The sequence below is a fragment of the Flavobacterium sp. genome, assembly GCF_044348915.1.
GTDB lineage: Bacteria > Bacteroidota > Bacteroidia > Flavobacteriales > Flavobacteriaceae > Flavobacterium.
Genome location: NZ_JBIKRX010000008.1, coordinates 1 through 23,962 on the forward strand (window position 1 = coordinate 1; position 23,962 = coordinate 23,962).

20 protein-coding genes are annotated in these 23,962 nt (G+C 36.1%); 3 read left to right on the forward strand and 17 right to left on the reverse strand.

Annotated features, from left to right (window positions below; translation table 11 throughout):
• Positions 1-152: 152 nt before the first annotated feature.
• Complete coding sequence (locus ACIQ1E_RS02475; RefSeq protein WP_315148408.1) at positions 153-611, reverse strand: Lrp/AsnC family transcriptional regulator; 459 nt, start codon at positions 609-611, stop codon at positions 153-155.
• A 200-nt stretch (positions 612-811) separates the two neighbouring features.
• On the opposite strand from ACIQ1E_RS02475, the gene ald reads away from it, so the two are divergent.
• Complete coding sequence (ald, locus tag ACIQ1E_RS02480; RefSeq protein WP_396168399.1) at positions 812-1,927, forward strand: alanine dehydrogenase; 1,116 nt, start codon at positions 812-814, stop codon at positions 1,925-1,927.
• Between the two features lie 220 nt (positions 1,928-2,147).
• Here the strand turns inward: ald and ACIQ1E_RS02485 are convergent, their stop codons facing one another.
• Positions 2,148-3,554: an APC family permease gene (locus ACIQ1E_RS02485; protein WP_396168464.1), complete on the reverse strand. Its 1,407-nt coding sequence runs from the start codon at positions 3,552-3,554 to the stop codon at positions 2,148-2,150.
• A 341-nt stretch (positions 3,555-3,895) separates the two neighbouring features.
• Between ACIQ1E_RS02485 and ACIQ1E_RS02490 the strand changes: the two genes are divergently transcribed.
• Positions 3,896-4,222 carry a hypothetical protein gene (locus tag ACIQ1E_RS02490; RefSeq protein ID WP_396168401.1) on the forward strand — a complete coding sequence of 109 codons (327 nt, stop codon included), beginning with the start codon at positions 3,896-3,898 and terminating at the stop codon, positions 4,220-4,222.
• 478 nt (positions 4,223-4,700) lie between these two features.
• Here ACIQ1E_RS02490 and katG read toward each other — a convergent pair whose 3' ends face one another.
• The 6 genes from katG to ACIQ1E_RS02520 form a co-directional block, all read right to left on the reverse strand.
• Positions 4,701-6,911: a catalase/peroxidase HPI gene (gene katG, locus ACIQ1E_RS02495; RefSeq protein WP_396168403.1), complete on the reverse strand. Its 2,211-nt coding sequence runs from the start codon at positions 6,909-6,911 to the stop codon at positions 4,701-4,703.
• Positions 6,912-7,119: 208 nt separating this feature from the next.
• The gene (locus ACIQ1E_RS02500; RefSeq protein ID WP_396168404.1) at positions 7,120-8,871 is read right to left on the reverse strand and encodes a LysM peptidoglycan-binding domain-containing protein; all 1,752 of its coding nucleotides are present in this window, start codon (positions 8,869-8,871) and stop codon (positions 7,120-7,122) included.
• A 212-nt stretch (positions 8,872-9,083) separates the two neighbouring features.
• A complete protein-coding gene (locus ACIQ1E_RS02505; protein WP_396168406.1) occupies positions 9,084-11,063 on the reverse strand; it encodes a S9 family peptidase in 1,980 nt (659 codons plus the stop codon).
• A gap of 199 nt (positions 11,064-11,262) precedes the next feature.
• Complete coding sequence (locus tag ACIQ1E_RS02510) at positions 11,263-14,034, reverse strand: bifunctional aconitate hydratase 2/2-methylisocitrate dehydratase (RefSeq protein ID WP_396168408.1); 2,772 nt, start codon at positions 14,032-14,034, stop codon at positions 11,263-11,265.
• Positions 14,035-14,356: 322 nt separating this feature from the next.
• Positions 14,357-15,310, reverse strand: coding sequence for an AAA family ATPase (locus ACIQ1E_RS02515; RefSeq protein ID WP_396168410.1), 954 nt, complete (start codon positions 15,308-15,310; stop codon positions 14,357-14,359).
• Positions 15,311-15,387: 77 nt separating this feature from the next.
• A complete protein-coding gene (locus ACIQ1E_RS02520) occupies positions 15,388-16,845 on the reverse strand; it encodes a peptidylprolyl isomerase (protein WP_396168412.1) in 1,458 nt (485 codons plus the stop codon).
• Positions 16,846-17,076: 231 nt separating this feature from the next.
• On the opposite strand from ACIQ1E_RS02520, the gene ACIQ1E_RS02525 reads away from it, so the two are divergent.
• Entirely contained in the window at positions 17,077-17,790 is a 714-nt protein-coding gene (locus tag ACIQ1E_RS02525) for a hypothetical protein (RefSeq protein ID WP_396168413.1), read from the forward strand.
• A 51-nt stretch (positions 17,791-17,841) separates the two neighbouring features.
• On the opposite strand, the gene carA is transcribed toward ACIQ1E_RS02525, so the two are convergent.
• From carA to secY, 9 genes are all read right to left on the reverse strand, one after another.
• Positions 17,842-18,942 (reverse strand): glutamine-hydrolyzing carbamoyl-phosphate synthase small subunit, encoded by a 1,101-nt coding sequence (carA, locus tag ACIQ1E_RS02530; RefSeq protein WP_396168415.1) that lies wholly within the window; start codon positions 18,940-18,942, stop codon positions 17,842-17,844.
• 259 nt (positions 18,943-19,201) lie between these two features.
• A complete protein-coding gene (gene rplQ, locus ACIQ1E_RS02535; protein ID WP_396168417.1) occupies positions 19,202-19,747 on the reverse strand; it encodes a 50S ribosomal protein L17 in 546 nt (181 codons plus the stop codon).
• A 38-nt stretch (positions 19,748-19,785) separates the two neighbouring features.
• Positions 19,786-20,778 (reverse strand): DNA-directed RNA polymerase subunit alpha, encoded by a 993-nt coding sequence (locus ACIQ1E_RS02540; protein WP_133277491.1) that lies wholly within the window; start codon positions 20,776-20,778, stop codon positions 19,786-19,788.
• 21 nt (positions 20,779-20,799) lie between these two features.
• Complete coding sequence (gene rpsD, locus ACIQ1E_RS02545) at positions 20,800-21,405, reverse strand: 30S ribosomal protein S4 (RefSeq protein ID WP_024981528.1); 606 nt, start codon at positions 21,403-21,405, stop codon at positions 20,800-20,802.
• A 92-nt stretch (positions 21,406-21,497) separates the two neighbouring features.
• On the reverse strand, positions 21,498-21,881 hold the full coding sequence (gene rpsK / locus ACIQ1E_RS02550; RefSeq protein ID WP_024981527.1) for a 30S ribosomal protein S11: 384 nt from the start codon (positions 21,879-21,881) through the stop codon (positions 21,498-21,500).
• Between the two features lie 8 nt (positions 21,882-21,889).
• The gene (rpsM, locus tag ACIQ1E_RS02555) at positions 21,890-22,264 is read right to left on the reverse strand and encodes a 30S ribosomal protein S13 (RefSeq protein ID WP_194312428.1); all 375 of its coding nucleotides are present in this window, start codon (positions 22,262-22,264) and stop codon (positions 21,890-21,892) included.
• 2 nt (positions 22,265-22,266) lie between these two features.
• Positions 22,267-22,383 (reverse strand): type B 50S ribosomal protein L36, encoded by a 117-nt coding sequence (ykgO, locus tag ACIQ1E_RS02560; RefSeq protein WP_073370549.1) that lies wholly within the window; start codon positions 22,381-22,383, stop codon positions 22,267-22,269.
• 11 nt (positions 22,384-22,394) lie between these two features.
• A complete protein-coding gene (infA, locus tag ACIQ1E_RS02565) occupies positions 22,395-22,610 on the reverse strand; it encodes a translation initiation factor IF-1 (RefSeq protein ID WP_007136545.1) in 216 nt (71 codons plus the stop codon).
• Positions 22,611-22,614: 4 nt separating this feature from the next.
• Positions 22,615-23,961 (reverse strand): preprotein translocase subunit SecY, encoded by a 1,347-nt coding sequence (gene secY, locus ACIQ1E_RS02570; protein WP_396168421.1) that lies wholly within the window; start codon positions 23,959-23,961, stop codon positions 22,615-22,617.
• Position 23,962: the final 1 nt, after the last annotated feature.

Here is a 23,962-nt window from a genome sequence, read left to right on the forward strand (position 1 = left end):
AGATACAATAGAAGGTCAAATATGGGGACAATCTTCGATGTGTTAATGAAAAAGATGGTGAAATTTGAATAAATATCAATAAAATCAATAGATAACAAGGGTGCTCTAAGCGCCTATACCTATAAAAAATCTTTGAATCTGCGGTTCTCTTTTTATATAGGCAAAACGGTCGTGCTCTTGACTTCGGATATAATAAAAAAACTGTTAATCAAAGAAACCTCGGGCAAAACCGATAATTTTTTTTGATGAAAATGATGGTAACTTTCCATATCGGGTAAGACTACTTTTAGTAAATAATCGAAATTTCCCGAAACAAAATTACATTCTAAAACCTCAGGCATATTCATAATCGACTGATTAAAACCTTCCGAAATATCGTGTGTTTGCTTGATAAGAGTCACTTGACAATAAATAATTAGGTTTTGCCCCAATTTTTTTTTGTTCAAAATCGTCACATACTTTTCGATAACGCCTTCTTTTTCCAAACGTTTCATTCTGTCGTGCACTGGCGTTAGCGAAAGATTAATTTTACCCGCAATATCTTTCAACGTCAAATGAGCATCTTCTTGAAGAAGTCTCAATATTTTTTTGTCGGTTTCGTCTAAAATCATACTATTTAATTGTTTTCAAACATTTTTAAAACTAGTTAATTTTTCGCTTTGGAAATAAAAAAAATACTCTATTAAGAAATATTTTATTCAAATATAGTAAATAAAATAAATATTTTCTAAGTTTGACTTGCACAACTGCGTGTATTTACTTTAATAGTAACTTTGCAACACTATTCACTAACATTTAAATCTTCACAATTATGATTATTGGAATCCCAAAAGAAATCAAGAACAACGAAAATCGTGTTGCACTGACACCAGCAGGTGTTGCTGAGTTCAAAAAACATGGACATACTGTTTACGTTCAAAAAGGAGCTGGAGAAAATAGCGGTCTTTCTGACGAAGAATATGTTGGAGCTGGAGCTGAAATACTACCTACCATAGAAGCCGTATACGAAATTGCCGAGATGATTATCAAGGTAAAAGAACCTATCGCATCTGAATATCCATTAATCAAAAAAGATCAATTACTTTTCACATACTTCCATTTTGCCTCTTGCGAACCATTGACTCACGCAATGATCGAACAAAAAGCAATTTGTTTGGCATACGAAACAGTAGAAAAATCAGACCGCAGTTTGCCTTTATTAGTACCAATGTCTGAAGTTGCAGGAAGAATGGCCATTCAAGAAGGAGCAAAATATCTTGAAAAACCAATGAAAGGAAAAGGAATCCTTCTCGGAGGTGTTCCCGGAGTTCCACCAGCAAAAGTTTTGGTATTAGGAGGAGGCATTGTAGGTACTCAAGCAGCAAAAATGGCTGCCGGTTTTGGAGCCAGAGTTGTGATTATGGATGTAAGCTTACCTCGTTTACGCCATTTGGCCGATATTATGCCTGCCAATGTAACTACTGTTATGTCTAATCATTATAATATTCGTGAAGCTATAGCCGAAGCTGATTTGATTGTTGGAGCTGTATTAATCCCAGGAGCCAAAGCACCGCATTTGATTACTCGCGATATGCTAAAATTAATGCATCCAGGAACTGTGGTAGTTGACGTTGCTGTTGACCAAGGTGGTTGCATCGAAACTTGCACACCTACAACTCACGAACATCCAACATTCATTATCGATGATATTGTACACTACTGTGTTGCCAATATGCCTGGAGCCGTTCCTTATACTTCTACTTTGGCGTTGACCAATGCCACTTTGCCTTACGCTTTGCAATTGGCCAACAAAGGATGGAAAAAAGCTTGTGCTGAAAATGAAGAATTGAAAAAAGGACTCAATGTAGCCAACGGAAAAGTTGTTTATGAAGGAGTTGCCCAAGCTTGGGGATTGCCATTCGAAAATGTAGAAACTGTCTTAAACTAGAACTAAAATTCAGCTTAAAAAAAGAGTATATTTATAATTCAGTTTACATAAATATCAAATCTGTCAAGTTATAAAACTTGACAGATTTTTTTATTTTGGAGCTATTCAGCTTCGCTGAATCTTCGATGTCCTGCTGTACGTTTTATATTTTGCGCCGAGCACCGGCACAAAATGATGCCACTTCCATCAGGGCTAAAAACCGATTACTGCAACCTGTACACTACTCCTTCTGTTTTGACCAATAATAAATCGGGATACCTATCAACATTATAAAAACGCCCCAACCACAAGTACTAGGTTTGGTGTACAACAAAGCAATTCCAATCGCGCTGGCAATAACAATATAAAGTGCTGGTAAAAACGGATAACCAAAAGCTTTATAAGGTCTTTCGGCATCAGGCATTTTTCTGCGAAGAATGAAAATTCCGTAAATCGTCAGGATATAAAATACCAAAACGATAATTACAACGAAGTCCAATAAATCGCCATATTTTCCCGTCAAACACAAAGCCGAAGCCCAAAAACATTGCGCCCACAATGCCCAAGCCGGAACACTTGCCTTATTCAAATGGGAAGCTTTTTTGAAAAACAAACCGTCTTGCGCCATCGTATAATACACTCTTGCACCTGCCATAATCAATCCATTATTGCAGGCAAAAGTCGAAATCATAATCATCAAGGCGATAATTAACGTTCCAATACTTCCAAAAATGTTTTGCGAAGCCACAACCGCTACTCTATCCGATTCTGCTGTAGCGATGTCTTGCAAAGGAACCACCGCCAAATACATCACATTGGCCAAAATATAAATACAACTTACAATCAAAGTGCCCAGAAACAAACTCAATCCTACATTTCGTTTTGGATTTTTGATTTCGCCAGCGATAAAAGTCACGCCTTCCCAAGCCACGCTCGAAAACAACGAACCAACCATTGCCGCGGACATAGCCGAAATCAAAGCCACACCGCTAATCGGAAGCCAAGAACCTGTATCAACATCCAAAGATTGCGAAGTCCAAGCATTCGCCCAGTTGGCATCCCAAACTTCGGCTTTGGCTTCAACGAATCCGAAAATAATCAATCCGAAAATAGAAGCCACTTTAATAACCGTCAAGACCGTTTGCAAAATCTTACTGTTTTTTACTCCTCGACTGTTGATATAACTCAATAAAATAATGGTGATTATCGAAACAATTTGAGCCGCATGCAATTGGAAATCGCCTAACTCAAAAATTATATTTTTCTCACTCACTGGTGGATATATATAAGCGGCGAATTTAGAAAAAGCCACGCCCACAGCGGCAATGGTACCCGTTTGAATGACGGCAAAAAAGCTCCAACCGTACAAAAAACCAATCAGTTTTCCGCAAGCTTCCTTGATATACACATATTGTCCGCCCGCTTTAGGAAACATCGCACTCAATTCGCCATAACTCACGGCGGCAATCACGGTAATAAATCCTGTGAGCACCCACATCGCAATGAGCCAGCCGGCAGAACCTAATTGGCGCACCATATCCGAGCTAACAATAAATATTCCAGAACCAATCATCGAGCCCACTACGAGCATGGTTCCGTCTAGTAATCCGAGTTCTCTTTTGAAATGTTCTTGGTCGTTGTCTTGCATCATATTTTGGTTGTTTTGGTTGGCTAAAGATATACTTTTTTTGGAAATTTTATAAAATAGATGAAAAAGTAGTTTTATTTTGGCGTGTCCCTACGGGTCGGGCTGTCCGCTGTATCTTTCATTCCGCTATCGCTTCATAAAAGGATGCCGCTTCCATCCCTCACGCGAATAAGAACGTCAATGACAACACAATATTTACAGAAAATTTGTAAGAAAAAATTAATCTATTTGAGGGAAATTTATTTAAAAACAAACTTTCGTTAACTTCTGCATTTGAGATGAATAGGTGTTATGGAAAAGCGATTATAAAGGATTTAACAGGAAGCTTAAAATAAACCTACATGGAAAAAAATAAGATTACAGATTCTATCAGAAATGAGAAACTTCAGTTAGAAATGTTCGAAAAATTTATATACTTGAAAGTTCCAGCTTTATGTTTTTTCATTAGTGTTATGTGCCTAACTAAAGGCTTTCAGAATTTTACTTTTTTAGATTATAATGAAACATCTTCAAAAATCGGTTTTTTATTTATAGGTTTAGGAACAATTTCATTAATAATAAAAATTATTCGTTTGAAATTAATTTCTGTAGATAACACAAATCTAAATGTCAAAGAAAATATTCTAAATGTAGCCGAAAAAAGAAAATGGAAAAACCGAACTGAATAGCGAAAAGACTATAATCTTTATAACTGTTCCTGTTAAAGGTTATGATGATTACATTGATTATAATAAGCATGCGGGAGAAAGAATTTATATTTTCTTTGACCATAAAAAAGTCTTATTACGTAGTATAGATAACTTCGATAGTTTTAGTTTTAAAATTCAGAATGGTGAAAATTCAGCAAATGAAAAAACTACAATTAATGCTATAAAGCTAGCTGCCAACAGCCATTTTGAGATAGCTGGAATTTAGTGGAATTATCGTTTTGCATCATTAAGTTAAGCTTTATTTGTCATTCTGACGAAGGAAGAATCTCATGTTAGTTGCTCTCGTTTGTTGAGATTCTTCCTTCGTCAGAATGACAAAATCATCAACAAAACCCTAACTCAATGTCATTGCGCTCGCTCTAGCTTAAAATGATAAAACACAACCAAAAAAACTCCCAAGTCGCCTTGAGAGTTTTTAGTTTTATAGAAGAAAGAATTACACCAAATCAAAACGATCTAGATTCATTACTTTGTTCCAAGCTTTCACAAAATCTTTTACAAATTGCTCTTGAGAATCGGCACATCCATAAACTTCTGCTAAAGCTCTAAGCTCTGAATTCGAACCAAAGATTAAATCGACACGAGTCGCTTTCCATTTCAAATCGCCAGTTTTGCGATTTCGACCTTCATAAACATCTTTAGATTCTGAAGCCGCTTTCCAAGTGGTGCCAAAATCCAGTAAATTCACAAAGAAATCATTCGTCAATGTTTCAGGACGACTGGTGAATACGCCATTTACAGCATAATCAAAATTGGTATTCAACACACGCAAACCACCAACCAAAACCGTCATTTCAGGCGCAGTCAAGGTGAGTAATTGTGCTTTGTCAAGCAACATTTCCTCAGCCGAAACGGTGTATTTTGTTTTCATATAATTGCGGAAACCATCGGCTTCTGGTTCAAGCACTGCAAAAGATTCCACATCGGTTTGTTCTTGTGAAGCATCGCCTCTTCCGGGTGTAAAAGGAACGGTAACCGCTTGACCTGCATTTTTGGCTGCTTTCTCAATTCCAACACATCCAGCCAAAACAATTAAATCGGCAATTGACACTTGTTTTCCGTTAGATTGACTAGTATTAAATGTTGATTGAATTCCTTCAAGTATTCCTAAAACTTTCGACAATTGCGAAGGATTATTCACTTCCCAATCCTTTTGTGGAGCCAGACGAACGCGTGCTCCATTCGCTCCACCTCGTTTATCCGAACCTCTAAAAGTCGATGCCGAAGCCCAAGCTGTAGCAACCAATTCAGACACAGGCAATCCTGAATCTAGTATTTTAGATTTTAAAGCAGCTATATCATTCTCATCAATCAATGGATGTTTTACAGCAGGAATTGGGTCTTGCCAAATTAGTTCTTCTTTCGGAACTTCTGGTCCAAGATATCGTGCAATAGGCCCCATATCGCGGTGGGTCAATTTGAACCACGCACGAGCGAAAGCATCTTCAAAAGCAGCTGGATTTTCGAGGAAATGTCTTGAAATTTTTTCATAAATACGATCAAATCTCAAAGCTAAGTCAGCCGTAAGCATTATTGGAGCGTGACTTTTTGATGGATTGTGTGCATCTGGAACGGTTCCTGCTCCTGCACCATTTTTGGGTTTCCATTGGTGGGCACCCGCTGGACTTTTGGTCAACTCCCATTCGAATCCGAAAAGATTTTCTAAATAATTGTGACTCCATTTTGCAGGTGTCGTTGTCCAAGCTCCTTCTAGACCGCTACTAATTGTGAATTCTCCAGTTCCAGTTCCAAAAGTATTATTCCAACCCAAACCTTGCTCTTCGATACTTGCAGCGGCAGGTTCTGGCCCAACATATTGATTTGGATCGGCAGCACCGTGAGTTTTTCCAAATGTGTGTCCGCCAGCAATAAGAGCTACCGTTTCTTCATCGTTCATTGCCATACGAGCAAACGTTTCCCGAATATCAATTGCTGACGCCAATGGATCAGGATTGCCGTTAGGTCCTTCTGGATTTACATAAATCAATCCCATTTGAACGGCAGCCAAAGGATTTTCTAATTCACGGTCGCCTGTATAACGTTGATCATCCAACCATTTTCCTTCGGAACCCCAATAAATATCTTCGGCAGGTTCCCAAACATCTTCACGTCCGCCAGCGAAACCAAAAGTTTTGAAACCCATCGATTCGAGTGCACAATTTCCTGTAAGAATCATCAAATCTGCCCAAGAAATTTTCTTGCCGTATTTTTGTTTGATAGGCCACAAAAGCAAACGAGCTTTGTCTAAATTCACATTGTCAGGCCAACTGTTTAGCGGAGCAAATCGTTGCGTTCCCATACCAGCGCCACCTCGACCATCAGCAATACGATACGTTCCCGCACTATGCCACGCCATTCTAATAAAAAACGGACCATAGTGACCATAATCGGCTGGCCACCAATCTTGAGAATCGGTCATAAGCTTAAAAATATCTTGCTTAATTGCATTCAAATCCAAGCTTTTGAAAGCTGCTGCATAATCAAACTCTTCGCCCATTGGATTGGATAAAGAAGAGTGTTGCCGGAGAATGTTTAAGTTTAATTGATTTGGCCACCAATCACTGTTACGAGTACCCATGCTTTGTTTTACGGCACTTCCTGAAAAAGGACATTTTCCTCCTTCATCAACTTTAGTCTTATTTTCCATAATGAATTGATTTTAAAAAACTTCCCTACGAATTTACCAAAAAAATATCTAATTTAAATCGTTTTCTAATAGATAAAAACTATACCACTAAATGAAAATTCTTCGTCCAAAAATCAAACTAAGTTCTTCGAAAAATATTAAAGCGACTATTATAAAAAAACTCCCAAGTTACCTTGAGAGTCTTTACAAAATATAATTACAAAAGTCTTTACAACACCCGATTCACTTGAACTAAATTCCTTTCGTAATAAGATTCTTTGGTCGAAGATATGATGACGCCTCCGTGCGTCGCAGAATGAATAAATTTTATTTCGCCATCCAATACTTCGACTACCATCCCAACATGATTGATTCTCTTGCTTCCTCGAGTACTAAAGAAAATCAAGTCGCCTTTTTGAGCATCTTGAGCTTCTATTCTTGAGCCATAAGCAGCCATCTCGGCAGAAGATCTTGGCAATTTAATATCCGTATTAGAAAAAGTATAACACATCAATCCCGAACAATCAAATCCTTCACTTGAGGTTCCACCAGAACGATAACGGGTACCTATGTTTTCTGAAGCTCTAGAAATCAATTGATCTACAAAAGCCTCGTCGTGAGCCATACTCACCACCTCTTTATTTTCAAACTTTTCTTTTACAAAAGCCCCCTCAAGAGCGATTGCCTTCTCAACCTCAAGAGCTTTCTCTACCACAACAGATGTGAAAATTTTCAACATTGAACCTACCAATAACTTTTTGACTACAGATGGATTCTGTTTTTCTAATTCAGCAACTGAAAGTCCGTATTTCTTGGCAATTCCATATTTGGTCTCCTTGGGTAAAACTTCATGTGTAATGACATTCTCGGCTTTATTTTCGGTTGATTCTTTTAGTTTCTCGACAACTATTGAATTTGCCTTTATCTCATTTTCCACTTTCTTTTCAGTAAGTTTCTCTTCAACTGGACTGGATTTTGCCGTGTCTTTTACAGGAATACTGATACTTTGTCCCGCTTTTAGAGACTTGTTTCCTAATTTTGGGTTGGCTTTTTGAATTTCTGCTACCGTTATACCGTATAGTTTAGCTATGGAATACAAGGATTCTTTTGGCAATACTACTCTATTTATAGTGTTTTCTGCACTGAGATTTTCAACAATCGGAACCTGTTGAGATGGAATAGCAACTTGTTTTGGCTGTGCAATTTTGGTTGGAATTTTTTCAGGTTTTACTTCTTTACTTTCTTCTGCAATCCCCTTTGGTTGTTCAGAAATAGTAACCGATTTTGAAGGTATGCTTATTTTTTGCCCCGCTTTTAAGGATGACTTTTCTAAATTTGGATTGGCTTTTTGTAAAGCAGTAACCGTAATTCCATACTTTTTTGAGATGGAATATAAAGACTCTTTAGGCAAAACTTCGTGAGTTATGTCACTATTTGAAGCCTCAGTTTTGTTATCTGCTTGAGAATTAATAACAACTTTATCTTTTGGCGCATTTTTTTCTAGCTCTTTTGGCGGCAAGTTTTCTGCGGCTTTAGGAGTTGATGGAACAGATACTAAATTATCAGCAGCAGTTTCAGGTATCTTGATGGTTTGTCCAATTTTAAGACCTTCTTTTTCTAAATCAGGATTAATAGCATATAATTCAGAAACACTAATATTGGACTGCTTTGCTATTCCATAAACCGTTTCCTTAGGCAGGACTTCGTGGTTTTTTAACGGCAGATCTTTAGCTACTTCAGCTTTGTTGTTTTTGGAGTTTTTATTTTTGGAAGAAGAGATCAACAAAACTGTCTTTGGTTTAATTCCATTAACAGCATCAGGATTCAGTTCATAAATAACTGAAGTTGAAACCTTGTATTTTTTTGCAATCTCACTAATAGTCTCTCCTTTAGTAACAGTGTGTCGAATGTATTTTTCTTGCGAAAAAACAGATAAACTGCTGACAAGCAATACAAATACAATCCACTTAAAACTCTTCATTCCAATTATTTAAATTACATCTAAAAGCTGACAATATCGTAAATTCGAGACGTAAAGAATCAATAATCACTAATCATCACACCAATAAACCTATGCTTTTTGAGGAATACAAAGATACCACTTTTGTTAGTTTTGAACACTAAAGAGCTCTTAAAAATGAATAAAATCAAAAATTTTTACTACAAATCATACCAAAAAATATAGTTTTATCATTATTTTTTCATCAAATAGGTATTAAACCAAGACAAATAACGTTCAAAACGGTCTTTTTGAAAACTAGGCTTCGTGATGCCATGAAACTGCCCAGGATAGATAATAAGTTCGGTTGGTATTCCAATAGATTTAAACGCCTGATACATTTGCTCGCTACCTACAGCAGGCACATTATAATCACTTTCGCCCACCATAAATTGAGTAGGTGTCTTTATTTTGTTCGCTTTCAAAAAAGGATAGGAAAGCGCAATATATTTATCAAAATTCTTCCAAGGTTGTCCAATTTCATTATCATATTGCAAGATATATTGATCTACTCCATACATTGATGACACCATTGCAACTCCTGCTCCACTTGCAGCCGCTTTGAAACGATTATCTGATGCGATAGTATAATCGGTCAAAATACCACCATAACTCCAACCTCCAATTCCCAATTTGTCGGGATCTGCAATGCCTTTTTTCACTACATAATCTGCGGCTCCTAATATATCTAAAACTTCCTTGTTACCCCAATCACCTGAAATCACTTTGCAAAAATCCAAACCGCGACCATTAGAACCTCTGTAATTAACTCCTACAACTGCGTACCCTCCTGCAGCCAACATTTGTCGTGTGAGATCAAAACTATAATCATCTTGCGAAACAGGACCACCGTGAATATAGAAAATGGTTGGCAATTTTTTTCCATTTGAAGCATTCGCTGGACGATAAAGCAAATTGGAAACCAACATGCCGTCCTTACTTTTTGAGGTAAATCCCTCGACAGTGGCAAGTTGCAATTTTTCTAAAAATGCGTCTTGATGTTTGGTCAACCGTCGAACATCACCTCCTTCGAGGGCATAAATTTCTGCCGGAGTCTGTGAATCACTCATCGTGGCGAGAAAACTACCTGAAGGATGGCGTTCTAAATTGGAAAAACTCCGATTGCCACCTGCAATTTTATTCATTTTACCATCTGAAACCGAAAATTCAGCAACATATTTTGTTCGATCATCTGTTACCAAAGCCATTACCGCAGTTCCATTCTGCGTCCATCTTGGGCTTCCAACAGGTCTATCGAGAGACTTTGACAATACTTTTGGTTCTCCACCATTCGAAGAAACAACACACAATATATTCTGGTCGTACATTATATAATCATCAGGCGAAGTCGATCGTAAATAAGCAATTTGCTTACCATCAGGACTCCACTGCAGCGATGTATCCGATCCTGTCCAAGTTGTTATTTGTTTGATTGCGGAATCCTTCTTGGCATCAATCACCCAAATATCCGTATTTTCATTTCTATCGGGATCAGCGGTACGATTACTCAAAAAAGCGATTTTTGCCCCATCGGGCGACCATTTAGGCTCCTTTTCATCAAAATTCCCTTTGGTGAGCGTATCCATTTTTTTAGTTGCAACGTCATAAAGATAAAGATGGGTTGGTTTTCGAATTCGATACCCTTCGATGTCTTGTTTGAAATGATAACGATCTATGACAATTGGCTTTGGAGTTTTTACTTTTGCTGTATCCAATTGGGTTTTGATTACCAAAGCTATTTTCGTACCATCGGGAGACCACTCATAATCCTCTAAATCCCCTTTTTTTATATCTGTCAATTGTTTGGCCTCTCCGCCACGTCTATCCATAATCCATATTTGACTGTCTTTGAGTCCGTTTCTTGAAGACACAAATGACAAATACTTACCATCGGGACTCCAATTGGGTTGCGATTCACCTTCTGGGCTATTTGTAAGTTGGATAGATTCTTTGCCATCCCAAGAAACCATCCATATATCTGAGTTTCTTTTATTCTTTACAGAATCAACGGTCGAAAGTGTGTAAGCTATCCAACTCCCATCTGGGGAAACACGGGGATCACTTAAGTTTTGCAAACGGTAAACATCTGAAGGTTTTAAAGCACGTTTTGTAGCGGTTTGAGCAAAAGTGTGTCCAAGGAAAATCAACGAAAATAGAAGAATAACTGATTTCATATTAAGCTTAGTTTATAAAATTGGCATTTGAATATTTTCTGTGTCTAAATATAGGATTTCTTTTTCAACTAGCCATCTAGTTTTTTATCATCGAATTAATTATAAACTTTTATAAAAGTTCATTTCGTAAAATTGATTTGTAAAATCAACAAAAAACTCCCAAGCTTCCTTGAGAGTTTTTAGCATTTAAATTACTTAATTATTTAGCTAAAAGTTTATGAGGCGGAGCAAACTTTGTTAGATTGATCCCTTTTACAGCTGCAATATATTCATCTAAAGTCGGAGTTCTACCGAGAACTGTCGATAGTACCACAACTGGTGTAGAAGAAAGTAAAGACTCTCCTTTTTTGCCCTCTTTATCTTCTACAACTCTTCCTTGGAAAAGACGCGTAGAGGTAGCCATTACTGTATCACCCTTCGATGCTTTTTCCTGATTACCCATACAAAGATTACATCCTGGACGCTCTAGATAAAGCATTTTTTCATATTCTGTTCTTGCCTCACCTTTAGGATTATTATCATCGAATTCGAAACCTGAGTACTTTTGCAAAACTGCCCAATCTCCTTCGGCTTTCAATTCATCGACGATGTTATAAGTTGGTGGCGCAACAACAAGAGGTGCTTTAAATTCAACTTTTCCATTTTGCTCTTCAATGTTTTTTAACATCTGAGCAAGAATTTTCATATCTCCTTTATGCACCATACAAGAACCAATAAATCCAAGATCAACCGTTTTCACTCCACCATAAAAAGATAGTGGTCTTATAGTATCGTGAGTATATCGTTTTGAAACATCAGCGTTATTCACATCTGGATCGGCAATCATTGGCTCAGTAATTTGATCTAAATCAACTACCACTTCTGCGTAGTATTTCGCATTAGCATCGGGAGTTAAAGCAGGTTTTTCGCCCGATTTGATTTCTGCGATTCTCTTGTCAGCTATAGCAACTAATCCTTTCAATACGTGTATGTGATTGTCCATACCTTTATCGATCATAATTTGGATTCTTGATTTAGAAATCTCAAGTGATTCAATTAGTGTGTCATCTTCAGAAATACAGATCGAAGCTTTTGCTTTCATTTCAGCTGTCCAGTCAGTAAACGTAAATGCTTGGTCGGCAGTAAGAGTTCCAAGATGTACCTCAATGATTTTTCCTTGAAATACGTTTTCTCCACCAAACTGTTTTAGCATTTGTGATTGGGTTGCGTGAACTACATCACGGAAATCCATATAAGGTTTCATTTCTCCTTTGAAAGTCACTTTTACCGATTCTGGAATTGGCATTGAAGCCTCACCGGTTGCTAATGCAAGAGCTACTGTCCCCGAGTCTGCACCAAAAGCAACTCCTTTTGACATTCTAGTATGCGAGTCCCCACCAATAATAATAGACCACTCATCTACAGTAATATCATTCAACACTTTATGAATAACATCGGTCATGGCGTGATAAACTCCTTTCGGGTCACGAGCCGTGATTAATCCGAAATCGTTCATAAACTTCATCAACTTTGGAATGTTAGTCTGCGCTTTTTTGTCCCAAACCGAAGCAGTATGACAACCTGATTGGTATGCACCGTCAACAATTGGTGAAATTATAGTAGCCGCCATAGACTCCAACTCTTGAGCAGTCATAAGACCTGTCGTATCTTGCGAACCTACAATATTTACCTCGACACGAACATCAGAACCCGCGTGTAAAACTTTACCCGGCGTGGTACCCACTGCATTTTTATTGAATATTTTTTCTACTGCTGTAAGACCTTGTCCTTCGTGTGAAATTTCTTTTGATGGAGCATACACAAGAGGAGCTTCGATGCCTAAAGTTTTAGCAGCGAATGTTTGTAATTTTTTACCAAACACAATAGCATAAGAACCACCAGCTTTGATGAATTCCATTTTTTGAGGAGTAAAAGCTTTCGAAATATCGATTAACTCCTTATCTCCATTGTATAATTTCTTTTCCTTAATATTAATGGTCAAAACAGTTCCAGTAGCAACAGAATACGCTTCCTCAAGAATTGGATCGCCACTTTCATTACGAATTGGATTTCCATTTTCATCCAATTTTTTAACCCAGTTTTTAAGGTCAAGCCCTATACCTCCTGTTACATCAACAGTGGTAAGGAAAATTGGAGAAATACCATTTGTTCCTGCAACAATTGGTGCAAAATTTACAAATGGAACATAAGGACTTGCTTGTTTACCTGTCCAAAGAGCGACATTGTTTACACCAGACATCCTTGAAGAACCAACACCCATAGTTCCTTTTTCAGCAATTAACATCACACTTTTATCAGGATGTTGTGTTTGTAATGCTTTAATTTCATCTTGTGCTTGAGGAGTAATCATACATTTACCGTGCAATTCACGATCTGAACGCGAGTGCGCTTGGTTTCCTGGCGAAAGTAAATCTGTTGAAATATCTCCTTCACCAGCAATAAAAGTCACTACTTTAATTTCTTCTGCAATTTCAGGTAATTTAGTAAAGAACTCAGCCTTAGCATAGCTTTCTAAAATATCAGCTGCAATTTCGTTGCCATTTTTGAAAGCTGCGGCTAAACGATCTGTATCTGCTTCGTAAAGAAAAACTTGTGTTTTTAAAACTTCTGCAGCGTCTTTCGCAATAGCTATATCATCACCTAAAGCTAAATCTAACAAAACGGCTATCGAGGTTCCTCCTTTCATATGAGATAATAACTCTAAAGCAAAAGCAGGCGTAATTTCAACAACAACTGATTGACCCAAAACTATTTCCTTTAAAAACTTCGCTTTCAAATTGGCAGCAGGTGTAGTCCCTGGAACAACGTTATAAATAAAAAATTTAAGCGAATCTTCGCGATTTTCATTATCTATATCTTTTATTTGCGCGATGATTTCGCTTAGCAATTCTGCTCCATCAATTGGTTTTGGATGAAGCCCTTGACTTTTTCTTTCTTCGATTTCTTGAATGTAATCGCTGTAAGTTTTCATGTGTGAAATATTTGTGGTGTTAAAGGCCGATTTTTTTTGATTACTTCAAAATAATAAGCCATAGAAAGTATGTTTTTATTATTGTACGCAAATTTAATAATTAAAGATGAGAATTAAAAAAAATTTAATAGAAGTCCCGATTTTAAAAATTATTATTACTAAATATTCAAAATACACGAATAATAATAAAAAATTACCTAAAAATCGACGTAATATTAATAAATTCTCAATTTAACAACTTTTTAAAATTGAAAAACTAAATCGATTGATATTTTTTGAATAGAAACGGTTATAAATAGACTAAATAGTAATCCCTATTTAACTACATCAATTTTGAAATAATTAATTCTTCGGAAATCCCTTCAGCATCAGCTTTATAATTTTTAATAATTCTATGACGAAGAATTCCAGTAGCTACCGCTTTTACGTCTTCAATATCTGGAGAAAATTTTCCATTGAAAGCAGCATTGGCCTTGGCAGCCAAAATTAAATTTTGTGAAGCTCTCGGCCCAGCTCCCCAATCGAGATAATTTTTGACATACTCATTCGACAAAGCATTATCAGGACGCGTCTTGCTAACCAGAGTTACCGCATATTCAATCACATTATCAGCCACTGGAATTCTACGAATCAGCTGCTGAAAATCGATAATTTCTTGAGCAGTAAATAATGGATTAATAGTAGAATGCGCATCGGATGTAGTGCGTTTTACCACTTGAACTTCCTCTTCGAACGATGGATAATTGAGTTTAATCGCAAACATAAAACGATCTAATTGCGCTTCAGGCAAAGGGTAAGTCCCTTCTTGTTCAATTGGGTTTTGAGTTGCCAATACAAAATATGGCAGTGCTAATTTATAGTTTTGACCAGCAATCGTAACCGAACGCTCTTGCATGGCTTCCAGCAAAGCTGCTTGTGTTTTTGGCGGCGTTCTATTGATTTCGTCTGCTAGAATAATATTAGAAAAAATAGGCCCTTTTATAAATTTAAATTGACGATTTTCATCCAAAATTTCACTTCCCAAAATATCCGAAGGCATCAAATCTGGGGTAAATTGTATTCTTTTAAAATCCAGCCCCAAGGCTTGTGCCAACGTATTAACCATCAATGTTTTGGCCAATCCGGGAACCCCAACCAATAGTGCATGTCCGCCAGAAAATATACAGAGCAAAATCTGGTCAACAACTGCATCTTGACCCACAATAATCTTTGCTATCTCGGCTTTTAATTCGTTCCTTTTTTGGACTAAGTTATGAATTGCGGTTACGTCTGACATAGTTGAAGTTAGAAGTTAGAAGTTGGAAGTTGGAAGTTAGAAGTAGAATCTGCAAACTAATTACTGAATACTGAACACTATTTCTTAAGCCAATTGTTTGTAAAAACACATTCTCTGTATTCTCCGTTTATTTTGATATAAGTGTCTTTTATTTTATCATCGAACCATTTCCCGATGGCCTTGATTTGTTTTTCTTTTAAAGCTAATTCTTTAATTTTAATGTAATCTTTGGCATAATCAGCAGTGTGCTCATTAATTCTATTAGTTACCGTAATCAATTTGTACTTTTTCTTTCCTGATTGATCTTCATCCAACAATGGTTGCGAAATATCATTGTCTTTTAAATTGGAAACCTGACTGTACAAGGCGGGGTCCATTTTTGTCAACTCGAAACGAGTATCTTGCGTCTTTGGATTGACCAGTGTACCTCCATTAGTCCTTGTTTCTTTTTCGTCAGACATTGTTTTAGCAGCTTGGTCAAAAGTAATTTCCTTATCGATAATCCGTTTTCTGATTAAAGTGATTTTCTCTTTGGCTACTTTTAAATCATCGGGAGTTACAGCTGGAATCAATAGAATATGTCGCAATTCTACATCTTGCCCTTTTATTTTTTCGACATAAATAATGTGATACCCAAAATCGGTTTCAAAAGGCTCTGAAATCTCACCTTGTTGAAGACTAAAAGCCACCTCTTTGAATTCCTTGACAAATTGAGTCTTTTTATTCATTTTATAATAACCTCCCGATGCCCTAGAGCCTGGATCTTGAGAATACAAAACTGCTTTTGTGGCAAAACTAGATTCTCCGGCTAATACTTCTTTTCTGAATTCATTCAATTTATCAATAACTTTCTGCTTTTCAGCTTCTGAAACTTTTGGAGTTACAACAATCTGAGCTACCTCCATCTCTGCACCAAAAACAGGTAAATCAGCGGTAGGTATTTTTTTGAAAAAACTACGAACTTCTTCAGGGGTAATTTCAACGCCATCAATAATTTTCTTTTGCATTTCAGAAGTCAATTTTTGTTCTTTCAAAATATCAAAGAAATAGGTTCTAAACTCTTCTTCAGAACTTTTTTTGTAGTACTTAACGACCTTATCCATAGACCCAATCTGCTCTACCATATAGTTTAACCTTTCGTCCATCATCTGTTTTACTTCAGAATCAGTAACTTTTACACTATCAATAACGGCTTGGTGCGCATATAATTTATCTTCCATTATTTTACCTAAAACCTGGCACCTTGAAATGTCCTTTATTGAACCACCTGCTCCTGCAATTTCTAGATAAGATTTGTCAATATCTGAATCCAAAATAATGTAGTCGCCCACCTTCGCAATTACTCCGTCGATTTTTTGTTTTTTTACAGTATTGACTTTTTTAATGGTGTCAACAGCATTTTCTTTGATAATCTCCTGAGCCATTGTCATTCCGCAAGAAAATAGAACAACAAAAAAAGTTAGAGCAATTGTATTATTAATGAATTTCATTGGTTTTAATTTGTAAGTATTATTCGAAATTATGTTGTAATTCATTTTTGAAACAGATGGAGAAAAGTGATCTATTACGCTTAAAAATGTATCAAAAAAAAACGACTCAAATATACGCTTTAAGAATTAAGAAATGGAATTTTTTTACCTTAAACAAAAATAAGAATTCAATTATATAATACAAGTTAAGTCAGTAGTATTAACAAAACTTTATAGAGATATTCTGATTTATTTTTGAATGATGTCGATACTTTTACAATCAACTAATGCGAATTAATGAACGCAAAACTACTCTTTACCACTCTAGTGTTTTCTGTTAGCTTTTGCTTTTCACAAACCAACAAACCCAAAAAAGGCAAAGTCCTTTGCGAGAACTTCCCATTACAGGGTATTGAAGTCCTTAACTTAAATTCTAAAAGAACTACAAAAACCGATACAAATGGAGAGTTCAGCATTGCAGTTGAAGTCAAAGACTCCCTGATGTTTATTTCAAAAAATTATCATTACAAAAAAATCTGCATAAAAAAAGAAGATTTGAGAAATAACAATCTAGTAATTAACCTGACACGGAAACCAGAAGAATTGGAGGAAGTAGTTGTGATTAAGAAAAAAGCTTTCCCAAAAGTGGGGTTTGATAAAAATATTGCAAACCAGTTAACTATTGAAAAAGCAGCAAAAAACCCAAAACCATATGGAGTTTACGATGGAACAATAGAAAATGGAATGGGTCTAGCAATACCAATAGGTGGCAGTAGAAAAAAAATCCATCAAATTGATTTTAAAGAACTGGTAAAAAAGAATACCGACGAAAAATATTATTCCGAGATATTGAACTTAAAACCAGAAGAAATTGGTCTGTTTTTAGAATTTTGCGATGCCGATCCAAAATCAAAAGAGGTATTAAACAACACGAATCCATTAAAATTGATGAATTTTTTACTTGAAAAAAATATTGCTTTCAAAAAGTTAGCTAGACAAGAAACTAAATAAAAAAGCCGTCCAAATGGACAGCTCTTTTGAAAATATACTTTACTTATGATTCTAGTTTTTTAAATTCTCAACAAACTGATCAAATAAATAAGATGAATCGTGAGGACCTGGACTAGCTTCAGGATGATATTGAACGGAGAAACAATTTTTGTTTTTCATTCTCATACCCGCCACAGTTCCATCATTGAGATGCAAATGCGTGATTTCCATATCGGGGTGAGCGTCTAATTCTTCTTTATTCACAGCAAAACCGTGATTTTGAGAAGTAATTTCTCCTTTTCCGGTAATCATATTTTTTACTGGATGATTTATTCCACGGTGTCCGTTGAACATTTTATAAGTAGAAATTCCGTTGGCCAAAGCGATTACTTGATGACCTAAACAAATTCCAAACAAAGGTTTGTCATTGGCCAGAATTTCCTTGGCTACCTCGATAGCGCTGAAAAGCGGGTCTGGATCACCAGGACCGTTCGACAAGAAATAACCATCAGGATTGAAAGCTGCCAAATCAGCAAACTTAGAATCGTACGGAAATACTTTGATGTAACAATCTCTTTTGGCAAGGTTGCGAAGAATATTGGTTTTGATTCCTAAGTCTAAAGCTGCAATTTTATATTTTGCAGTTTCATCTCCGAAGAAATACGGTTCTTTTGTAGAAACTTTAGAAGCCAATTCCAATCCTTTCATATCTGGAACCTTCGCCAAAGCCGCTTTCAATTCTTCAATTGGAGTATCATCAGTACAAATAACAGAATTCATCGCTCCGTGATCACGAATGTAACTTACCAACCCTCGGGTATCAACATCAGAAATGCAGATTAGGTTTTGTTTTTTAAAATAATCTTCTAAACTCCCCTTGGCATCCTCACGAGAGTAATTGAAACTGAAATTTTTACAAACCAATCCTGCAATTTTAATGCTATCGGATTCAATTTCCTTATCATTAACTCCATAGTTTCCAATGTGAGCATTGGTTGCCACCATAATTTGCCCAAAATAAGATGGGTCTGTAAAAATTTCTTGATAACCTGTCATTCCAGTATTAAAACAAACTTCACCAAAAGTAGTTCCAGAAATTCCGATAGATTTTCCGTGAAATATGGTTCCGTCACTTAATAATAGAATAGCGCTTTTTCGTGTTGTGTATTTCATTCGTCGTAGTTAATGTTATTTATTGGTCTCATGGAACTTCGCTCTGCTTCGTTTCATTTGTCGTAGCTATTGCTTTTTGTTGATCTATTGGAACTTCGCTGGGCATCATTTCCTATTTAGTATTTGATGTGCAAATTTAATTTTTTACTACAAAGGTTGCAACGTTTCCTCAAAGAATTGCAAATTTACTTTGGGCAAAAAAAAAGGACAAACTAATAAAAGTTTATCCTTGATTATTATTGAATGATTATCTTCATAATTATTCAGCAGCCTCTTTTGGAGCCTCATCATCAGTAGCCGGAGCTTCTGTTTCAGTAGCTGGAGCTTCTGCTACTGGAGCCGCAACTTCAGCAACTGGAGCTGCAACAGCTTCATCTGCTTTCTTAGCTTTCCCACCACGACGGCTTTTCGCTTTTTTAACTTCTTTTTTACCTCCATTGTAAAGTTCATTGAAATCTACCAATTCGATCATTGCCATATCAGCATTATCTCCTAAACGATTTCCAACTTTAATGATACGAGTGTATCCACCTGGACGGTCACCTACCTTAGCAGCTACGTCTCTGAACAAGTCAGTAACAGCATACTTGCTACGTAAGTATCCAAAAACGATACGACGGTTATGAGTCGTGTCAGATTTAGATTTTGTTATTAATGGCTCAACAAATTGTTTAAGCGCTTTTGCTTTTGCAACAGTAGTATTAATACGTTTGTGCTCGATAAGAGAACAAGCCATATTAGACAACATAGAACTTCTATGTGCAGTCTGTCTGCTTAAGTGATTGAATTTTTTTCCGTGTCTCATTGCTATTTTAAATTTAATCTCGCCGCAGGCGGATTAGATTATTCTTTATCTAATTTGTATTTTGCTAAATCCATACCGAAGTTCAAATTTTTAATTGCCACTAGTTCATCTAGTTCAGTCAAAGATTTTTTACCGAAATTACGGAATTTCATTAGGTCATTTTTATTGAAAGATACTAAATCTCCAAGTGTGTCAACTTCTGCCGCTTTCAAGCAATTTAATGCTCTTACAGAAAGATCCATATCAACAAGCTTAGTTTTAAGCAATTGTCTCATATGCAATGACTCTTCGTCATACGATTCTGTTTGTGCAATTTCGTCAGCCTCAAGTGTAATTCTTTCGTCAGAAAACAACATGAAATGGTGAATTAAAACTTTCGCAGCTTCGGTAAGGGCATCTTTTGGATTGATAGAACCGTCAGTTTTAATTTCGAAAACTAATTTTTCATAATCTGTTTTTTGCTCTACACGGAAGTTTTCGATAGCATACTTAACATTTTTTACCGGAGTAAAAATAGAGTCAGTAAATATAGTTCCAATTGCAGCATTTTGTTTTTTGTTCTCTTCAGCAGGAACATATCCTCTACCTTTTTCGATTGTTAAGTCGAAATGTAGTTTGATTTTAGGATCTAAATTACAGATAACAAGTTCTGGGTTCAAAACTTGGAAACCTGAAATAAATTTCTGAAAATCCCCAGCTGTTAATTGATCTTTACCAGTTACAGAAATAGTTACCGACTCATTGTCAGTATCTTCAATCTGACGTTTGAAACGTACTTGCTTAAGATTTAGAATAATTTCGGTAACGTCTTCAACAACTCCTGAGATAGTAGAAAACTCATGATCTACACCTTCGATGCGAACCGATGTGATTGCATAACCTTCTAATGCTGAAAGCAAAACTCTTCTAAGTGCGTTACCAACTGTCAATCCGTAACCAGGTTCTAAAGGTCTAAACTCAAATTTACCTTCAAAATCGGTTGAATCGATCATGATAACTTTATCGGGCTTCTGAAAATTAAATATTGCCATAAATTTCGACTAAGTCAATTATTATTTGTTGTACAACTCTACGATTAATTGTTCTTTAATGTTTTCTGGAATTTGAAGTCTAGCTGGTACAGAAACAAAAGTACCTTCTTTTAAATCGTTATTCCAAGTAATCCATTCATAAACGTGACTTGAATTTGATAATGAACGCTCGATAGCTTCTAATGATTTAGATTTTTCACGAACGGCAACTTTATCACCAGGTTTAAGGTGGTAAGAAGGAATATTAACTACTTCACCATTTACAGTAATGTGTCTGTGAGATACGATTTGACGAGCACCTCTTCTAGAAGGAGCAATACCCATTCTGAAAACTACGTTGTCTAATCTTGCTTCACATAATTGTAATAAAACTTCACCAGTAACTCCTTTAGTAGCTGATGCTTTTTCGAATAAATTTCTGAATTGTTTTTCTAAAATTCCATAAGAATATTTAGCTTTTTGCTTTTCCATTAACTGAACAGCATACTCAGATTTTTTTCCTCTTTTTTTTGCCATCCCGTGTTGTCCAGGAGGGTAATTTCTCTTTTCGAATGCTTTATCGTCTCCGAAAATTGCTTCGCCGAATTTACGTGCGATTCTTGTACTTGGACCAGTATATCTTGCCATTTTAAATTGTTTAAGATTGAGATTATGAATTCAGGTCTTATCCTTCGATAATCGTTATTCAATCTAGTTATACTATAATTAAATTTTGAGTATTAAACTCTACGTCTTTTAGGAGGACGACATCCGTTGTGAGGCATTGGAGTAACGTCGATAATCTCAGTAACTTCAATTCCACCATTATGCAAAGAACGAATTGCAGACTCACGTCCGTTTCCTGGTCCTTTTACATATACTTTTACTTTTTTAAGTCCAGCTTCTAACGCTACTTTACTACAATCTTCTGCTGCCATTTGGGCTGCGTACGGAGTGTTCTTTTTAGAACCTCTGAAACCCATTTTACCAGCTGATGACCAAGATATAACTTCACCTTTTTTGTTTGTTAACGAAATGATGATGTTATTAAAAGTAGCAGAAATATGAGCTTCTCCCGTTGATTCAACGATAACTTTACGTTTTTTTGCAGTTGCTTTAGCCATATTACTTATTATTTAGTTGCTTTTTTCTTGTTGGCAACAGTTTTTCTTTTTCCTTTTCTTGTTCTAGAGTTGTTCTTAGTTCTTTGTCCTCTTAATGGAAGACCAGATCTATGACGGATACCTCTATAACATCCAATATCCATTAAACGTTTGATGTTTAAAGAAACTTCTGAACGTAGTTCACCTTCAATTTTGAAGAACGATACAGCATCACGAATTGCGTGAATCTCGTCGTCATTCCAATCTTGAACTTTTGTATCTTGGCTAACTTGAGCTTTTTCTAAAATCTCAACTGCTCTACTTTTACCAATACCGAAGATATAGGTTAAAGCGATAACTCCTCTTTTGTTTTTTGGGATGTCTACCCCTGCTATTCTTGCCATAACTATCCTTGTCTTTGTTTAAATCTAGGATTCTTTTTGTTGATTACGTATAATCTGCCTTTTCTTCGTACAATCTTGCACTCGGCACTTCTCTTTTTAACTGATGCTCTTACTTTCATTTTGAATATCTTTAATATCTATAAGTAATTCTTGCTTTTGACAAATCGTAAGGGCTCATTTCTAGTTTCACTTTATCACCAGGTAATAACTTGATGTAATGCATTCGCATTTTTCCAGATATATGAGCAATTACTATATGTCCATTTTCTAACTCAACACGGAACATTGCATTTGACAACGCTTCGATAATTGATCCGTCTTGTTCTATTGCTGATTGTTTTGCCATAATATTAAGCTACTGCTTTTCTATTTTTGCCACTTTTCATTAAACCATCATAATGCTTATTCAACAAGTATGAATTAATTTGTTGAATCGTGTCGATTGCGACACCAACCATAATTATCAATGATGTACCTCCAAAAAACATTGCCCAAGATTGTTGAACATCCATAAGACTTACAACAATTGCTGGGAACACAGCGATCAAGGCAAGAAATAATGAACCAGGGAAGGTTATTAAAGACATCACTTTGTCAAGAAAGTCTGCAGTTTCAACTCCCGGTCTAACACCTGGAATAAAACCACCACTTCTTTTCAAATCGTCCGACATTTTGTTGGTAGGAACAGTAATAGCAGTATAAAAGAAAGTAAATACAACTATCAAAGTCACAAATACAAAATTATACCAAAAACCGAACATATCACTAAACGTACTAACGATAGATTGCGAAGCATCTGATTTTGACAATCCTGCTACAGCAGCAGGAATAAACATAATTGCTTGCGCAAAAATGATTGGCATAACACCAGCTGCATTCAATTTCAATGGAATCCATTGTCTGTTACCACCCATCATATCTTTTTCGAAATCACCGGATGTTGTGCGACGCGCGTACTGAACAGGGATTTTTCTAATTGCCATTACTAACAATATACAAGAGATGATTACTAACAACCAAACAATAATTTCAACCACCAATAACATTGGACCACCGTTATTATTAGTAACTCTGGCAGCAAATTCTTGTATAAAAGCTTGTGGTAATCTAGCCAAAATACCTACCATAATCAATAGTGATATTCCGTTTCCGATACCTTTATCGGTGATTTTCTCACCTAACCACATTGCAAATATAGTTCCTGTAGTCAAAATAATTACTGAAGAAAACACAAATTCAATAGAATTAAATCCTAATAAAAATGCACTACTTGGCAATTGTTGGTACAGATTATAAATGTAACTAGGTCCTTGAATTAATGAAATACCAATTGTTAACCAACGGGTAATTTGATTAATTTTCTTTCTACCGCTTTCTCCATCGCTTTGTAATTTTTGCAAATAAGGAATCGCAATTCCCATAAGCTGAACAACAATCGAAGCAGAAATATAAGGCATAATACCCAAGGCAAAAACAGAAGCTTTAGAAAAAGCACCACCAGAGAACATGTCAATGATCGAACCTAAACCACTTTTTGTTTGCCCAGCTAAACCTGTCAATTGCGTAGCATCAATACCTGGAAGTGTAACGTGAGCTCCAAAACGATAAACTAAAAGGATTCCTAATGTTAATAGGATTCTATTTTTAAGTTCCTCGATTTTCCAGATATTAACTAATGATTCAATAAATTTCTTCATT

Bases quoted from the DNA above. Each gene is read 5' to 3' on its own strand.
- ACIQ1E_RS02475 (WP_315148408.1), bottom strand. From the start codon at position 611: ATGATTTTAGACGAAACCGACAAAAAAATATTGAGACTTCTTCAAGAA.
- ald (WP_396168399.1), top strand. From the start codon at position 812: ATGATTATTGGAATCCCAAAAGAAATCAAGAACAACGAAAATCGTGTT.
- ACIQ1E_RS02485 (WP_396168464.1), bottom strand. From the start codon at position 3,554: ATGCAAGACAACGACCAAGAACATTTCAAAAGAGAACTCGGATTACTA.
- ACIQ1E_RS02490 (WP_396168401.1), top strand. From the start codon at position 3,896: ATGGAAAAAAATAAGATTACAGATTCTATCAGAAATGAGAAACTTCAG.
- katG (WP_396168403.1), bottom strand. From the start codon at position 6,911: ATGGAAAATAAGACTAAAGTTGATGAAGGAGGAAAATGTCCTTTTTCA.
- ACIQ1E_RS02500 (WP_396168404.1), bottom strand. From the start codon at position 8,871: ATGAAGAGTTTTAAGTGGATTGTATTTGTATTGCTTGTCAGCAGTTTA.
- ACIQ1E_RS02505 (WP_396168406.1), bottom strand. From the start codon at position 11,063: ATGAAATCAGTTATTCTTCTATTTTCGTTGATTTTCCTTGGACACACT.
- ACIQ1E_RS02510 (WP_396168408.1), bottom strand. From the start codon at position 14,034: ATGAAAACTTACAGCGATTACATTCAAGAAATCGAAGAAAGAAAAAGT.
- ACIQ1E_RS02515 (WP_396168410.1), bottom strand. From the start codon at position 15,310: ATGTCAGACGTAACCGCAATTCATAACTTAGTCCAAAAAAGGAACGAA.
- ACIQ1E_RS02520 (WP_396168412.1), bottom strand. From the start codon at position 16,845: ATGAATTACAACATAATTTCGAATAATACTTACAAATTAAAACCAATG.
- ACIQ1E_RS02525 (WP_396168413.1), top strand. From the start codon at position 17,077: ATGAACGCAAAACTACTCTTTACCACTCTAGTGTTTTCTGTTAGCTTT.
- carA (WP_396168415.1), bottom strand. From the start codon at position 18,942: ATGAAATACACAACACGAAAAAGCGCTATTCTATTATTAAGTGACGGA.
- rplQ (WP_396168417.1), bottom strand. From the start codon at position 19,747: ATGAGACACGGAAAAAAATTCAATCACTTAAGCAGACAGACTGCACAT.
- ACIQ1E_RS02540 (WP_133277491.1), bottom strand. From the start codon at position 20,778: ATGGCAATATTTAATTTTCAGAAGCCCGATAAAGTTATCATGATCGAT.
- rpsD (WP_024981528.1), bottom strand. From the start codon at position 21,405: ATGGCAAGATATACTGGTCCAAGTACAAGAATCGCACGTAAATTCGGC.
- rpsK (WP_024981527.1), bottom strand. From the start codon at position 21,881: ATGGCTAAAGCAACTGCAAAAAAACGTAAAGTTATCGTTGAATCAACG.
- rpsM (WP_194312428.1), bottom strand. From the start codon at position 22,264: ATGGCAAGAATAGCAGGGGTAGACATCCCAAAAAACAAAAGAGGAGTT.
- ykgO (WP_073370549.1), bottom strand. From the start codon at position 22,383: ATGAAAGTAAGAGCATCAGTTAAAAAGAGAAGTGCCGAGTGCAAGATT.
- infA (WP_007136545.1), bottom strand. From the start codon at position 22,610: ATGGCAAAACAATCAGCAATAGAACAAGACGGATCAATTATCGAAGCG.
- secY (WP_396168421.1), bottom strand. From the start codon at position 23,961: ATGAAGAAATTTATTGAATCATTAGTTAATATCTGGAAAATCGAGGAA.